The organism is Rheinheimera sp. A13L, assembly GCF_000217935.1.
GTDB lineage: Bacteria > Pseudomonadota > Gammaproteobacteria > Enterobacterales > Alteromonadaceae > Pararheinheimera.
The window spans coordinates 1-14,632 of sequence record NZ_AFHI01000017.1 but is presented as its reverse complement, the minus strand read 5'-3'; the positions used below and the strand labels follow the sequence as shown (position 1 = coordinate 14,632).

Sequence of the window (14,632 nt, the reverse complement as noted above, 5' to 3'; positions counted from 1 at the left end):
AAAGCAATGGAGCAGCCTGATATCTCGTCGGTCTCCTCTTTATAACCCCGGGCGAAGGTCGTCGGTTCGATCTTCACAAAGATCAGGGCTCCCGCAACCAACTTTAAAGCCAGCTTAATGCTGGTTTTTTGTATCTAAAATTTGGGGCTTAAAAAGATGGAGCAACCTGGTAGCTCGTCGGTCTCCTCTTTATAACCCCGGGCGAAGGTCATCAGCTCGCTCTTCACAAAGATCGGGGCTCCCGCAACCAACTTTAAGACCGACTTTTCAGTCGGTTTTTTTGTATCAAAAATTTAGGGTTTAAAAGATGGAACAACCTGGTAGCTCGTCGGGTTGCTCTTTATATCCATAGCATTAACTATCCCTTCGCACCGGAAAAGTAATTTTGTAATGCAGCCCCTGCTCTGGTTCGCTTTGCACTTCGATATGACCTTTTAAACTGACAGTGACCAGGTTATAGACAATATGTGCTCCCAGTCCTGTGCCACCGTTATTGCGGTTGGTTGTATAAAAAGGTTCAAACAGATGCTGCAAAGCTCGCTGATCCAAACCTTTGCCGTTGTCACTGAATTTCATCAACAAGGTTCGGCCCTCCTGAATAAAACTGAGTTGAATTCTGGGATCTGGTCTGTCTTTTACACCATGGATCAGTGCATTCATCACCAGATTGGTAATAATCTGAGCTATTGCGCCGGGATCGGTATAAAGCACAAGATTGGGTTCGCACTGAGCGTCAAGCACACAGCCTGCTTTATGTAATTGTGGTTTTAAGGTCAGCAAAACATCCTGCAAATAAGTAGCGAGATTAAATTCACGCAGACTGACATTGGATTGATCCACCGATACTTTTTTAAAACTCTGCACCAAATCTGCTGCTCTGCCCGTATTAACCTGCAGAATTTTCAGACCTTCACGCAAATGCTGCAGGAACCGCTGAAATTGGCTTTGCTGTAGCACTTTTTGATCAACAGCTTGCTGAACTGTGTCGAGCTCAGCTTGTAAATGACTGGACGCAGTAACACAAATACCCAGGGGCGTATTAATTTCATGAGCAACGCCAGCGACCAGTGAGCCAAGTCCGGCCATTTTTTCCTGAGTGATCAATTGCTGCTGGGTCAATTGCAACTGCTCAAAGGAGTCAGCATTGGCCACTGAGATGGCGACATAACTGGCTAAAGTGCGTAGCAGTTCAATCTGAGAATCAGAGTAAGCGTTATCTTCTAAGCTTTGCACAGAAAAAACACCAACAGCTTTGCCACTGACTGTCAGTGGAAAATACAAGACGGATTTGGTCATAGCGCCGTAGAGCGGTCGGGGAATTTCAGGCAGATGTATAAGAAATTCAGCAGCCTCCCGAATAATTATTTCACGCTGACTGTTAAAACAAATCACAGCTGGTGTATTCGCCTGCGCCAAATCCACATCAAACCGGGGCGCCAGTTGGTTGTTTTCCATCCAGAAAGCAAAGTCGAGTTTGTGTTCTGTCTCGCGATAGATACCGATGAGCAGCACATGGGCATCCAGCATATGCGATAAATGCGAATGGCAGCGGGTCAATACCTGCTTCAAATCCAGCGACGCCGTGATCTCCCGGCTAATTTGTTGTAATAACGTAATGTCCTGATAAGAACGCCTTAACGCCTGATGTTTTTCTTGTAACTGACTGGTTTTTTGGCTCAGTTCCTCTGTACGCAAGCTGACCTGAAGCTCCAACTGGCGTCTCATTTCCAGTTGCCTTTTCATTTTTTGCTGGTACCAGGAGAAGCTGCTAAACAGGACCAGAGCGACCAGCGCAGTTCTGAACCACCATGTCATCCACCATGGTGGTAATACCTCAATAGCTAATGAGGTTTGAGTCTGCCAGGGGCCATCCCCCATACTGGCTTCCGCTTGCCAGACATAGCTGCCTGGAGGCAGGCGGGTGTATGTAGCAACAGGCTGGCTGGCCTGGATCCAATCCCGGTCGAAGCCATTAAGTTGATAACGGTAACGCAGCTTTTCTGGCTGCACAAACTCAGGCACAGAAAAATGCAGGCTGAACATATCCTGCTGATAATCTAACGTCAGTTGATCCAGTGCGGATAACACCACAGGTAACAAAGACTGAGTTTCAGCTCTGGCTGGTGGCACAATCTGGTTGAATAAACTCAGGCTGGTCAGTTTTAAGCTGTTTAAAGGCCATTGCTGAGGTAATTGATCGATCTGGTAGAAATCCAGCCCTTCTTTACCGCCACGAAATAACCAGCCCTGATGCTCAGCCCATGAACCTATCCATGTCACGCTTTGCACACCAAGGCGTTCATCCAGATTCAGGTAACTTTTCTGCTCCGGCAAAAAATGCTGACGATACAATAAGCGAAATAACTGAGCCGAGCGTAATTCTGCATCATCATCCGCTGCTGTCAGATAAGGTTTAAAGCCTTCAATCTGCGCCGGCGTATTTTCAGAGCGCAATACCCTATGACGTAAGTTGCCTGCATGGATCCATAAATGTTCATTTTCTTCGACCACCAACTGAATGCCATTAAATTGCAGACCATGTTGGCTGGCATCCTTTTGTTGCCATTGTTGCAGCCTTCCATTCTGCTGGTCATAAATAAACAAACCTTGATCGGCACTGCCAATCCAGATCAGACCAAAGCTGTCCTGATACACCAGATTAATGTCATCCACTGGCAAACCAGGTGTGCTGTATCTGTTCAGTGGAGTGATTTGCTGACCATCGGCACTGACGATAAATACACCATGGCCCCGAGTGCCAACCCACAGCTGCTGTTCGCGATCCAGATACAATGATTTAATCACAGGTTGTGTCTGTGTATCGCTAAGCAAAGGGACAGGTTGCCACTCTTGTGTTTTGGGTTTAAATTGCCAAAGCCCCAGCTCTGAGCCCGTCCAGACAAGGTCCAACTGCGGAGCCCATCGAACCTGTCGTGCGCTGAAATCCGGGTTACCGTCTGGCATAGGGATAGCTTCGAGTTGGGCTTGTTGAGGATCAAATTTTAATAATCCCCCTTGTCGATTTGCCAGCCAGACAGTGCTGCCATTGACCACATCAATACCTAATATATCGCTGGCGGGCAACAGTTGCGGCTGATCCGTTGCTGTGGGTAAAGTGCGTATATGACGGGCAAAGCGACTGATACCAGCAACACGCAGCTGATTAACAGTCCAGACCGTGCCTTGCTTATCCAGCATCAGCGCGTAAATACTGTTACCTGGTAAGCCCCCACTGAATTGGCCCTGATGCTGGAATTGCAGCCAATCACTCCCCCTATCCTGTTGATACCACAATCCTGCATTGTAACTACCCAACCATAAGCCGCCAGCTTCATCTTTGAGCATGTCGGTTAACTGAGCCTGTCGCAATGTTGTAGGTTGCACAGGGATCGAAAGCTCACCAGAACTAAGATCAAGCTGCAACAAACCGCCACTAAAACTGGCCAGCATCAGGTGTTGAGGACTTTTCAGGTAAAGTCTATTAATAGAACCGGCCGCTTGCCCGTTCTTAACTTTATGCCAGCCACGAGCTGAATTTTGCTCCGGATCCCAGGCAATAAGGCCCCCTCCTGTTCCGGACAAAGTCCGCAGAGGTGCATCACCTGAAGCCAAATACAAAACGCCGTCTGTTGTCATCAATAAATCATTGATATGGATACTGGAGACACCATCCACATGAGCAGGTAAAGTTTGAGCTGTCAGACTTAGTTGTTGTGGATCCAATAAAAATAAACCAGCACCGTAGCTGCCAACCCAAAGCTTGCGCTTTGGATCCTGATACAGCACTGAAATTTCACTGGAGCCATTGTTGATAGTTGCTGGTAATGGCACCCTGCTAAAGCTTTCTGACGATGGATTAAATTTGTTCACACCCGCATAACGGGTGCCAATCCACAGCGTTCCTTGTTGATCGACCAATAAACTGCTGATCCAGTCTGCTGATAATGAATCAGGATCAGTCGCATCAGCTCTGAACAGGGTCACTTCAGACCCATTCAGCCGATAGAGGCCATGCTGAGTACCAAGCCAGATTTGACCGGCATGATCTTGTGCCAATGCAGTAGAGGAAATATGAGCCTGGTTCTGTTCCAGTGAAATAAACCTACTGTAGACCTGACGCACCTGCTCAGATGCACAGGCAACATTGGCCATCAGCAATACAAACCCCAGCAACAAGGACCAAAGGCCTTTTACCACAGTTTTTCCCCAGCTATATCGCATTGTTTATTCAGTATTTACCGCTTTCACAATTTGAGCAAGCCAATGGATTTAAACGGCTTGGTACTGAGTTAACCTAAACTCTGTTCCAGAGTAAAACCTTGCCTTGATGTGCTGAACTAGTCTGACTGCATTAACAACTCTTCCAGGCAATGCTGCTGTATGCCGTAAAAGCTTTTGATCTGTTGAACCTGGGAAAGCAGCTCTTTGCGATTTTTTGGTTTCTGGCTTTTTACTGCCAGAATCATCTTATTTTTACTGGTGTGCTCCAGGGATATGAATTCAAACACCTGAGTTTCATAACCATAAGCCTCCAGCAGCAAAGCGCGCAGGCTATCGGTCAGCATTTCAGCCTGTTCACCTAAATGAATGCCGTGTTTCAGCATGGGTTGTAACAAAGGGGGGCTGATCAGTTGTGGCCGTAGCTGTTTATGGCAACAAGGCGAACACATAATCATCGAAGCACCTGTGCGAATGCCCATATGAATAGCGTGATCTGTGGCTATATCACAGGCGTGCAGGGCTATCATGACATCTATGCCTTTGGCCTGAAAATGTTTAACATCCCCCTGCTCAAAACCAATGCCCTGTAAATTCAAATCACAGGCGACAGCATTGCATAAATCGACCAGTTCCTGGCGAAGTTCAACCCCAGTCACTTTGGCATCAAGCCCCAACTGGTGCGTCAGGTAATCATGTACAGCAAAAGTCAGATAGGCTTTACCAGAGCCAAAATCGGCAATATGCACTGCAGGTTTTTGTTTTAAAGTCGTTTGCTCTAAGGCTCGGTCAAAGACTTCGACAAACTTATTAATCTGCTTCCATTTACGCGACATGGCAGGAACCAGCTTATGCTGCGCGTCTGTGACACCAAGTTGCTGTAAAAAAGGCCGGTCCAGCGTCAGGAAGCGCTGCTTCTCTTTGTCATGCTTTAAGGCTGCCGGGCTAGCTGCGGCTTGTTTGATGACCTTAGTGCTGCTTAACACTTTGCCTTTTTTACTGACACTCAATTGAGTTTCGCTGTCGGAAGCTGTGAAATGGGCAGCTTTAAACTCCGAGCCTAAAAGATTTTGGATCAGCTCAAGCCCTTCACTGAGCACAAAGTTTTTAGTGATATCACGGGTTTTATGTCGGTATAAAAAGCTTAAATGCGCGACATTTTTCAGCGAGACAGGCCGTACTTCAATCCGCACCAGAGTCGTATCCTCACCCTGATAACCGCTTAGCAGCAGTTTTTGCCAGCTGTTGCTCTCAAGCTTTTGTTTTAGGAGTTGGATAAAGGCGCTGAAATCTGAAGTACTCACTGAAATTCTCTGCAGTCAAAAAGGCCGTTAGTATATACCCTTGAGGTAAACCCACTCCAGCCTTGTTTAGGATGCAGTGGGCGTTTTTGTCTCAGCCTGAGTTTCAGCATCAAATTCAATCTGAGATTTCTCCACAAAATACTCGGGAAGCTCGGCCTGAATAGCAGGCGTTAAATCTTTAAACTCGTTGACCTGTTTCACCAGATTCGCTCTGCCCTTGTACAGCTGACTTTCGGCCGTTTCATAAGCTTCCTGGGCTCTGTTTAAGCTCTCTTTGACTCTTAAAAAGGTCGTCAGAAAGGTGCGTAATTTGTTAAAGACCGCATCAGCGCGTTTCGCCAGTTCTGCCGTGTGTTTATGTTGCTCTTCATAACGCCATAACTGCCTGACAATATTGAGGCTGGTCAATAAAGTGGTAGGTGTCGCCACTAAGACATTCTGATTCAGCGCTTGCTGGAATAAGCTTTCATCGGCTTTTAAGGCTTCGACAAAGGCCGACTCTATGGGCACAAACATAAACACCAAATCCGGTGAATTCAGACCAGGTAACTTGTGATAATTACGATCGGATAATTCTTTAATACGAGCGGCCATGGCAGCAACATGCTCCTGCAACGCGAGTTGACGTTCCAGATCATCCTCTGAGTTGATATAACGGCTGTAGGCATTTAAAGACACTTTGGCGTCGATAATCAAATGTTTACCCTGGGGTAAAAACACCACCAAATCAGGTCGCAATTTAGAGCCATCTTCCTGGGTCACCGAAAATTCACGCTGGTAATCCTGCCCCGCTCTTAAGCCTGAACGTTCCAGTACATTTTCCAATACCAGTTCGCCCCAATTGCCTTGCGTTTTTTTCTGGCCTTTTAGGGCCACAGCCAACTGATGCGCTTCTTCGGTGATTTGTTGATTCAAAATTTTTAAATGCTGTAACTCGTGATTCAGTAAAGCCTGCTGCTGACTGTCTTTGAGGTGAATATCTTCCACTTTACTTTTAAAGGCATCTAATTGTAGGCGGAACGGATTCAGTAAGCTGTTTAATGCTTCCTGATTGGAGGCCTGGAAACGCACCGACTTGTCTTCAAAAATTTGTTGGGCCAACTGCTGAAATTCGAGACTGAGCTGCTGTTTGCTGTTTTGCAACAACGCCTGTTGCTCAACAAAATGCTGTTGTTTTTCTTTTAAACTGATTTGTAAGGCACTGTGGTCACGCTGCAGTTGCATATAATCCTGCTGCTGCGCCTGATGTTGCTGCTTTAACTCGGTCCAGAGCTGTGATACCTGCTGATATTGGCTTTGGCTGCGGGCTAATTCGGCCGCATACTTTTGTTGCTGGTAACTTAGATCTTTAAAATCGTCCTGAACCTGCTGCAATTGCAGTTGAGTCTGTTGTAACAGCTGCTGATCATGCTGGCTTTGCTGAGTCTGAAGCTGATTTGTGGTTTGTTGCACCCCAAGTTGGTGTTGCAATTGAACCGCTTTGCTGCGGAATAGGATCAAAGCCCAGACGCAACAAAGCAAAACCACAGCTAAAACGCTGGTTAAACCGAACAAAGCTTCTGTGGTCATGGTTCTCTCTACATCATAGGGGTAACAAAAATCAGCTGGCTGGCTGCCCTAAACTGCACTTTTGTGCGACACAGGAGCTCGCAGGCGGCATCAGCATCTGGCAAGTCGACATCATTCCAAGCTTTTCATTTTGTTGCTTTTTTAGCTTTTGATAACGATCGTTGGTGTAGCTTAACATTTTTTCATCTGTATGCAGCGTCGAGTAAATCAGATATTGATCCGGTCCACCGCAAGGACGAGCGCCAACCCCTATGACTTTACACTGATTGTCTTGCTGGCATTCTTTGTTTTCTGTTAACCGTTCCAGTCTTAACTGCAACTGGCGGGTGTCGAGCTGAAGCTGTGCCAAAGGACCATCAAGCTGGGTGACCAGATTTTCTGTAGTGGCTGGCACAGTAACGCAGCCTGTAAGTGACAACACTAAAACAGCCAGAGTTAACGTTTTTTTCATTTTTCATCTCCTGAACAGCGTGATCACCCAAGTGGCGAAAAGCCCGAAACGGCGCATTAGCCGCCTATCTTAGAGATCCAAATCAAAGGGAACAAGAGAGTTACTGAAGAAATTTGTAAGCAATTTATTAACTTGGGTAAAGAGGGCCAAAGCTGGCCCCCTTTAAACCGATCAAAAGATTATAGAGGTTAAATTTTCGCTTCCAGCTCAGGCAGAATTGCGAATAAATCGCCTACCAGACCGTAATCCGCCACCTGGAAAATGGGCGCTTCAGGGTCTTTATTGATGGCCACTATCACTTTGGAATCTTTCATACCAGCTAAATGCTGGATAGCACCAGAAATACCCACTGCTATATACAAATCTGGCGCAACAATTTTACCTGTCTGGCCTACTTGCATATCGTTAGGTACAAAACCAGCATCCACTGCAGCACGAGAAGCACCAATAGCCGCATTCAGCTTGTCGGCAATGCCGTTTAACAGCGCAAAGTTTTCACCATTTTGCATACCACGACCACCAGAGATGATGACTTTGGCTGCCGTCAATTCAGGACGCTCTGATTTCGTCAGCTCTTCACTGACAAAAGCCGATACACCCGCATCTTTTGCTAGATTGATAGCTTCAATGGTTGCGTTATTGCCAGTATCTACCGCATCAAAAGCCGCAGAACGCACAGTCAGCACTTTAATAGCGTCGCTGCTTTTTACTGTTGCAATAGCGTTACCTGCATACACAGGACGAACAAAAGTATCGGCACTTTCAATAGCAATCACATCGGAAATTTGTGCGACGTCTAATAAAGCTGCGACACGTGGTAAAAAGTTTTTGCCGTTGGTGGTCGCACTGGCTACTACATGCTGGTAATCCTTCGCCAGTTCAGTCACCAGCAAGCTGATGTTTTCTGCCAGTTGATGTTGGTACACTGGCGCATCAGCATGCAATACCTTAGTCACACCTTGTAAAGTCGCAGCTTCAGCAGCCGCAGCAGCAGAATGAAAGCCAGCCACTAACAGATGAATATCACCGCCAATCTGGCTGGCTGCTTTCACTGCTTTATGAGTATCCGCCTTCAGGCTCTGATTATTGTGTTCCGCTATCACTAATATGCTCATCAGATCACCTTCGCTTCTTGTTTTAATTTGGCTACTAACTCATCCACAGAACTGACAATGACACCAGCCTGACGGGATGCCGGAGCTGTGACTTTCAGCGTTGTGACGTTAGAGCTTAAGTTCACACCATAGCTGTCTGCCGCTTTGACATCCAAAGGCTTTTTCTTAGCCTTCATAATGTTAGGCAATGAAGCATAGCGTGGCTCGTTTAAACGCAAGTCTGTCGAAACTACAGCAGGTAAGCTCAGCTCTACTTGCTGTAAACCACCGTCTATTTCGCGGGTGACTTTTACTTTGCCATCCGCCACTACTACTTTTGACGCAAAAGTGCCCTGACCCATACCAGTTAATGCAGCCAACATCTGGCCTGTCTGGTTATTGTCTGAGTCTATGGCTTGTTTACCTAAAATCACCAGTTGCGGCTGCTCATCAGCCACTACTTTGCTTAATAATTTCGCTACTTGCAGCGAATCTAAACTCAATTCGGTCTCAATCTGCAACGCGCGATCAGCACCTAAGGCTAAAGCAGTTCGCAGTTGTTCCTGCACTGCAGCAGGCCCAATAGACACCACCACTACTTCAGTGGCAATACCTGCTTCTTTTAAACGTACCGCTTCTTCCACTGCAATTTCACAAAACGGATTGAGTGCCATTTTCACATTGGCTAAATCCACACCGCTTTGATCGGCCTTTACCCGTACTTTGACGTTGTAATCTATGACCCGTTTGACCGGTACTAAAATCTTCATAAAAACCCCATTCGGCCGCTATACTCAGCACTAAGTTGACGTTAAGGTAAAGCTGATTCTTTCCAGGTCATCAATCTACTTACTGTTGACGTTAACGTCAACCTGAAATACCCTAGCAAACAGCAGAAGTTATAAATTTTATGTCAAGTTAATCATCCATCAGCAGAACAAGGCGAAAAGCCAGACAAAAAGATGGATAAGTTGAGGTTGTTGTGGTTGAACGTGAGTCGATGGAATTTGATGTAGTAATAGTTGGGGCAGGCCCTGCGGGTTTGTCGACTGCTATCCGCTTAGCTCAACAAGCCAAAACAGCAGGCACTGAAATAAGTCTATGTGTTGTTGAAAAAGGCTCTGAAGTGGGCGCCCATATTTTATCCGGCGCTGTGTTTGAACCCCGAGCTTTAAATGAATTATTCCCTGACTGGCAAAAAATGAATGCGCCAGTGACAGCTTCGGTTACGCATGACCATATTTATCTGTTAAAAGATGAGAAAAATGCGCAAAAGCTGCCGAATTTTCTGGTGCCAAAAACCATGCACAATGAAGGCAATTACATTGTGTCTATTGGTAATCTATGCCGCTGGTTAGCCACTCAGGCTGAACAGCTTGGTGTTGAGATATTCCCTGGTTTTACCGCTGCAGAGCTGCTGATTGAAAACGATATCGTCAAAGGTGTGGTTACAGGCGAGATGGGTGTTGCTCATGACGGCAGTCATAAAGACAGCTACGTGCCTGCCATGGAGCTTCGTGGTAAATACACCGTCTTCGCTGAAGGTTGCCGTGGCCATTTAGGTAAAGAGCTGATCTCCCGTTTTGAACTGGATAAAGGCCGCTCTCCTCAGCATTACGCCCTGGGTTTTAAAGAAATCTGGGACGTACCGGCAGAGCAACATCAGCAAGGTTTAGTGGTTCACAGTGCTGGCTGGCCATTGCAACAAGAGACCAGCGGCGGCGGTTATTTGTACCATGCCGAAAGCCAGCAAATTGTGGTTGGCCTTATTGTTGATTTGAATTACAGCAACCCTCACCTGAGCCCTTTTGAGGAGTTTCAGCGTTATAAACAGCACCCTGTCATTAAACAGTATCTGCAAGGCGGTAAACGTGTGTCTTATGGCGCCCGTGCTATAGCTAAAGGTGGCCTGAACAGCTTGCCTAAAATGACCTTCCCTGGTGGTGTATTGGTTGGTTGTGATGCTGGCACGCTGAATTTTGCCAAAATCAAAGGCAACCACACCGCGATGAAATCAGGCATGCTGGCCGCTGAAACTATTTTCGGGGCACTGCAGCAAGATAAAGCCGGTGCAGACTTAACTGAATTTGCAGAACATTTTGAGCAAAGCTGGTTATTTGATGAGCTGTTCAGAAGCCGTAACTTTGGCCCTGCCATGCATAAATTTGGTTCGTTCTGGGGCGGAGCTTTTAATACCCTGGATCAGAACATCTTCGCCGGTAAACTGCCCTTCACTTTAAAAGATGACACTTTTGATCATCTGACATTAAGACCGGCCAGTGAAGTCCCAAAAATTCAGTACGCCAAACCAGACAATCAATTGAGCTTTGACCGTTTATCTTCTGTGTATTTATCCAACACTAACCATGAAGAAGATCAGCCTTGCCATTTAAAACTGGCCGATGATTCAATTCCTGTTCAGGTCAATTTAGCTTTGTATGACGAACCAGCGCAGCGTTATTGCCCTGCCGGTGTTTACGAAATAGTTCAGGACAACCAGCAGCCTCGATTACAGATCAATGCGCAAAACTGCATTCACTGTAAAACCTGCGATATTAAAGACCCACGCCAGAACATCACCTGGGTGACGCCAGAAGGTGCTGGTGGTCCAAATTATCCGAATATGTAAAAGTCAGGGGGATGGGATCAGAAGCAAAAAACTAAAATCGACAGTTTCTGATCCCATTTATTTCATACCCTTGTGTGAATAATGCGATATTTTTCAGTTTTATTTTCCTGATTATCAAAAAGTTCAATTCTCTTCGATAATTTTGCTGTACTGTACTTCATGCCAATTGTAATAATAGACAGCTAAGTCTATGTTTATGACTCAGATCGAAAGTAGCTCAGAACAATAAAAACAGCTTGGAAGGTTATCCATGAGTACAAAAGTGATAAAAAGCGGCGCTGGTAAAGACGATGTAAATTTAACAGTGCGTCCATTCTCCGCCACTGAAACTGAAGCAGACCTGAATTTTGGTTCTGGCCGCTACATGTATTTCACTGAACGCGACCTGAGTCGGATCCTGTCCAATCTGGATGCCTTGCGAAATAGTGTTTTCCCAATTCCAGCCTCAGACGGCGAAGACGTTAACAGAAGACAGCAACAGTTTCCTTCGGTTTGTTTAATTGGCTTAGGCCGGTGTGGCTCTAATATAGCTCTGGACGTGGCCTCTCTGGTCTATAATGCCCGCAGCTTCTATATGAACGAATTTAATATTGAAGAACGTCAGCAAAAAGAAACCGAATACCGCCCTGTACGCTGGATCAAAAAAGGCTTGAATCTGGATAAGTCCCATCAGGTGAAACCAGTGTTTTTGATTGAGCCTCTGGTGATGCTGGGTGACCTGGATAAAGATATTGAAGGTCGTATTCGTTTCTCTCATAAAGGTGAAAAATCCAATTTCCTGCAAGACTATAATAAAATGAAAATTATGGACTTATCTGAAGTCCATGCTGGTGGTGCAGGTAACGCTCCTATTTTGGGTCAGTATTTAGCGAAAATCATTCTGAACAAAGACACACAGAAGTTTTCCAACCCGGACTGGAAATTCATTCACTCTTACCTGATTGACTCCTGTGGTATCAAAGCCAACCAATCCCGTCTGTATTTCTATATTTTCAGTGCTGGCGGCGGTACAGGTTCAGGTATGGCATCTGAGTTTGGTTTGGCTCAGCAATATGCTTATATGGCGAAAACCTTCGATACCAGACCAGAAATGGAAAACGAAGCCAACGCTGGCCATTCTTTTGTGTTTGAACCTATATTCACCAGCGGTATTTGTATTCTGCCGAATATCACAGACCATGGTGTTGAAATGTCAGAAGCTCTGCATATCAACTCTGGCCGTTTGTTGTGTAAATATCTGGCTGAAGAATGGGATTTCTCGTACAACCTGGAAAATGAAGACAGCGCCGAATCCAGCGTGATGCACCGCATCCGTCCCTGGAATGCAATGATGCTGATTTCTAACGATATTATGCGTTACGCCGAAGAAACCGATGACGGTGAAATTCAGCATATTGACGTCAATGCGATGGAGAAATATGCCAACCAGTATATTTCCCAGCAGATTTTTAACATCTTAACAGCTCAGGCTGTGACCACAGACTACGACGAAAACTACTTCCGCCGTGCCGGTATCGACATTGGGGAAACCATACGTTTAGATGCCAACGACTTATTTATGAGTCTGGCAGGCCCTGTGGCTGTTGCTTATGCTGAGTCTGTGATCCCAAGTACTCCTGCTGCAGTGGATAAACTGAAGTTGTTTGATAAAAACAGCAACAGTGGACTGAATATCGATGACCTGTTTTTCCGCTCTATTGACCTGCCCCACTTTAATAAAGTAACGCAAGCTATCGAAGGCATCAGTTTGTTACCTATCGAATCTGGCCGTTACCGCGAAGCTTTAGCTTCTTATGTAAAAAGTGGTTACGATCCAAAAGATTTAAAAGATCTGCATTTCTTCAAGAACTGCTCGTCTGTGGTGTCTATTATTTCGTTGCCAAAAGACTACAAGCTGTCGTACATGGATTTAAATCGTCTGAAAAGCCATTTAAATACTCTGTTCCCAAACACCACCTTAAAGCGTTACGCGCTGGTGATTGGCGCTTCAGCCAATATCTCGCTGACCACTTTGATTGTTAAGAGTCCTTGTTTGAGTGATGACTTCCTGACTTTGATCGTGTCTTTTATCAAACGTTGTTTTGCCAAAGACGATTATCGTTTTAATGACTCGCTGGACAAAGCCATGCTGGACTTTATCCGTGACGATCATTTTGACGAACAACGGCTTGACGATATGCTGCATGAGTTTGAAAATCCGGCAAAAATTCTCGATACCAACTGGTATGCCATCAAACCTATGTATGAGAAAAAATACCGGGAGCTGATTCGTAATAAAGACAAGTTCGTCTCTATTAATGACATTCGTTTATCCCGCGACAGTGTGAAAAAGTCTATCCACTACCTGCGTGAGATTTATCGTCATAAGATCAGTAAAACTAAGGTTATTTCACTGAATAACCTGTCCGATAAAGGTGCTAAACCTGAGCCCGGCGCGGATAAAAACTAAGTCGCAAGCCTCCGCTTAGCGGGGGCTTTTTTTTATCTTTAATAACGGAGTCTTAATGAAACTCTCTCACTCCTTGCTGCTGGGCAGCTTTATGTGGTGCTCTTTTACCTTACACGCCAACACTCACGACAATATGAATGCCACCTTGTGGTACCAAAGCTCAGCCGAATTTAAAGCCAGCGCTATCCAGACCTATCAGGCTGCGACTTTACAGCTGCCTTTGGCGATAGCGGATAAAAGCTGGACTGCTTTGACGAACCAGAAAGAAAATTACCAACAGCTGCCACCCGCTATTATTGTCGATATTGATGAGACTATTTTGGATAACTCCCCCGTTGCAGCCCAAAGTGTGCTGTTAAACGCTGGTTTTGATCCAAAACGTTGGGACCAATGGGTCGCTATGGCTTCAGCCAAAGCTGTGCCGGGCGCGGTATCTTTTGTCAACAAAGCTGAAGCCGCTGGCGTCAGAGTATTGTATATCAGCAACAGAGAATGTGAAAAACGTGAAGGCTCTGATGATAGTTGCCCGCAAAGAACCGATACGCTGCGTAATTTGAAAGCTGTAGGTATAGAAAAAATTGATGCTTCACAAATCTGGTTAAAGTCAGAACAACCACTCTGGAGCAGCGAAAAAGAAAGTCGCCGCCTGCTGGCTGCGAAAGACTTTCGTATCTTAATGTCGATTGGCGATGATTTTGGCGATTTCCTGCCCGATGTGAAGAAAAACATCACGCCAGAACAACGTTCTACATTGGTAGATACCTACCAGGACTACTGGGGCACAAAATGGTTTGTATTAGCCAACCCAGCTTATGGGTCCTGGCAGACTATTTTAAAGCAGCCAAACAGTCAGTATTTGCAGTCTGTACCTGCTGCTAAGTAGTGTCTTATCATTCAGTTTAAAAAAGGGCCATCAGG

The 14,632-nt window shown here is 45.7% G+C and carries 9 protein-coding genes; 3 read left to right on the top strand and 6 right to left on the bottom strand.

From position 1 onward, the window contains the following. Positions 1–354 precede the first annotated feature (354 nt). From RHEIN_RS10690 to RHEIN_RS10665, 6 genes are all read right to left on the bottom strand, one after another. Positions 355–4,221 (bottom strand): two-component regulator propeller domain-containing protein, encoded by a 3,867-nt coding sequence (locus RHEIN_RS10690; protein WP_083826299.1) that lies wholly within the window; start codon positions 4,219–4,221, stop codon positions 355–357. Between the two features lie 116 nt (positions 4,222–4,337). Then, entirely contained in the window at positions 4,338–5,522 is a 1,185-nt protein-coding gene (locus RHEIN_RS10685; RefSeq protein WP_008898988.1) for a class I SAM-dependent methyltransferase, read from the bottom strand. Positions 5,523–5,588: 66 nt separating this feature from the next. After that, positions 5,589–7,091: a DNA recombination protein RmuC gene (locus RHEIN_RS10680; protein WP_008898987.1), complete on the bottom strand. Its 1,503-nt coding sequence runs from the start codon at positions 7,089–7,091 to the stop codon at positions 5,589–5,591. Between the two features lie 31 nt (positions 7,092–7,122). Beyond that, positions 7,123–7,542, bottom strand: coding sequence for a hypothetical protein (locus RHEIN_RS10675; RefSeq protein ID WP_008898986.1), 420 nt, complete (start codon positions 7,540–7,542; stop codon positions 7,123–7,125). A gap of 188 nt (positions 7,543–7,730) precedes the next feature. Next, complete coding sequence (locus RHEIN_RS10670; RefSeq protein WP_008898985.1) at positions 7,731–8,657, bottom strand: electron transfer flavoprotein subunit alpha/FixB family protein; 927 nt, start codon at positions 8,655–8,657, stop codon at positions 7,731–7,733. Next, positions 8,657–9,406: an electron transfer flavoprotein subunit beta/FixA family protein gene (locus RHEIN_RS10665; RefSeq protein ID WP_008898984.1), complete on the bottom strand. Its 750-nt coding sequence runs from the start codon at positions 9,404–9,406 to the stop codon at positions 8,657–8,659. The genes RHEIN_RS10670 and RHEIN_RS10665 overlap by 1 nt, the downstream gene beginning before the upstream one ends. 230 nt (positions 9,407–9,636) lie before the next feature. Here RHEIN_RS10665 and RHEIN_RS10660 point away from each other — a divergent pair, with 230 nt between their 5' ends. The 3 genes from RHEIN_RS10660 to RHEIN_RS10650 all read left to right on the top strand — a co-directional run bounded on the left by RHEIN_RS10660 (position 9,637) and on the right by RHEIN_RS10650 (position 14,597). Next, positions 9,637–11,265, top strand: coding sequence for an electron transfer flavoprotein-ubiquinone oxidoreductase (locus RHEIN_RS10660; RefSeq protein WP_040554999.1), 1,629 nt, complete (start codon positions 9,637–9,639; stop codon positions 11,263–11,265). A gap of 364 nt (positions 11,266–11,629) precedes the next feature. Further along, positions 11,630–13,714, top strand: coding sequence for a hypothetical protein (locus RHEIN_RS10655; protein ID WP_237704356.1), 2,085 nt, complete (start codon positions 11,630–11,632; stop codon positions 13,712–13,714). Positions 13,715–13,769: 55 nt separating this feature from the next. Next, positions 13,770–14,597 (top strand): 5'-nucleotidase, lipoprotein e(P4) family, encoded by an 828-nt coding sequence (locus RHEIN_RS10650; protein WP_008898981.1) that lies wholly within the window; start codon positions 13,770–13,772, stop codon positions 14,595–14,597. Positions 14,598–14,632 lie beyond the last annotated feature (35 nt).

Bases quoted from the DNA above. Each gene is read 5' to 3' on its own strand.
- RHEIN_RS10690 (WP_083826299.1), bottom strand. From the start codon at position 4,221: ATGCGATATAGCTGGGGAAAAACTGTGGTAAAAGGCCTTTGGTCCTTG.
- RHEIN_RS10680 (WP_008898987.1), bottom strand. From the start codon at position 7,091: ATGACCACAGAAGCTTTGTTCGGTTTAACCAGCGTTTTAGCTGTGGTT.
- RHEIN_RS10675 (WP_008898986.1), bottom strand. From the start codon at position 7,542: ATGAAAAAAACGTTAACTCTGGCTGTTTTAGTGTTGTCACTTACAGGC.
- RHEIN_RS10670 (WP_008898985.1), bottom strand. From the start codon at position 8,657: ATGAGCATATTAGTGATAGCGGAACACAATAATCAGAGCCTGAAGGCG.
- RHEIN_RS10665 (WP_008898984.1), bottom strand. From the start codon at position 9,406: ATGAAGATTTTAGTACCGGTCAAACGGGTCATAGATTACAACGTCAAA.
- RHEIN_RS10660 (WP_040554999.1), top strand. From the start codon at position 9,637: ATGGAATTTGATGTAGTAATAGTTGGGGCAGGCCCTGCGGGTTTGTCG.
- RHEIN_RS10655 (WP_237704356.1), top strand. From the start codon at position 11,630: ATGTATTTCACTGAACGCGACCTGAGTCGGATCCTGTCCAATCTGGAT.
- RHEIN_RS10650 (WP_008898981.1), top strand. From the start codon at position 13,770: ATGAAACTCTCTCACTCCTTGCTGCTGGGCAGCTTTATGTGGTGCTCT.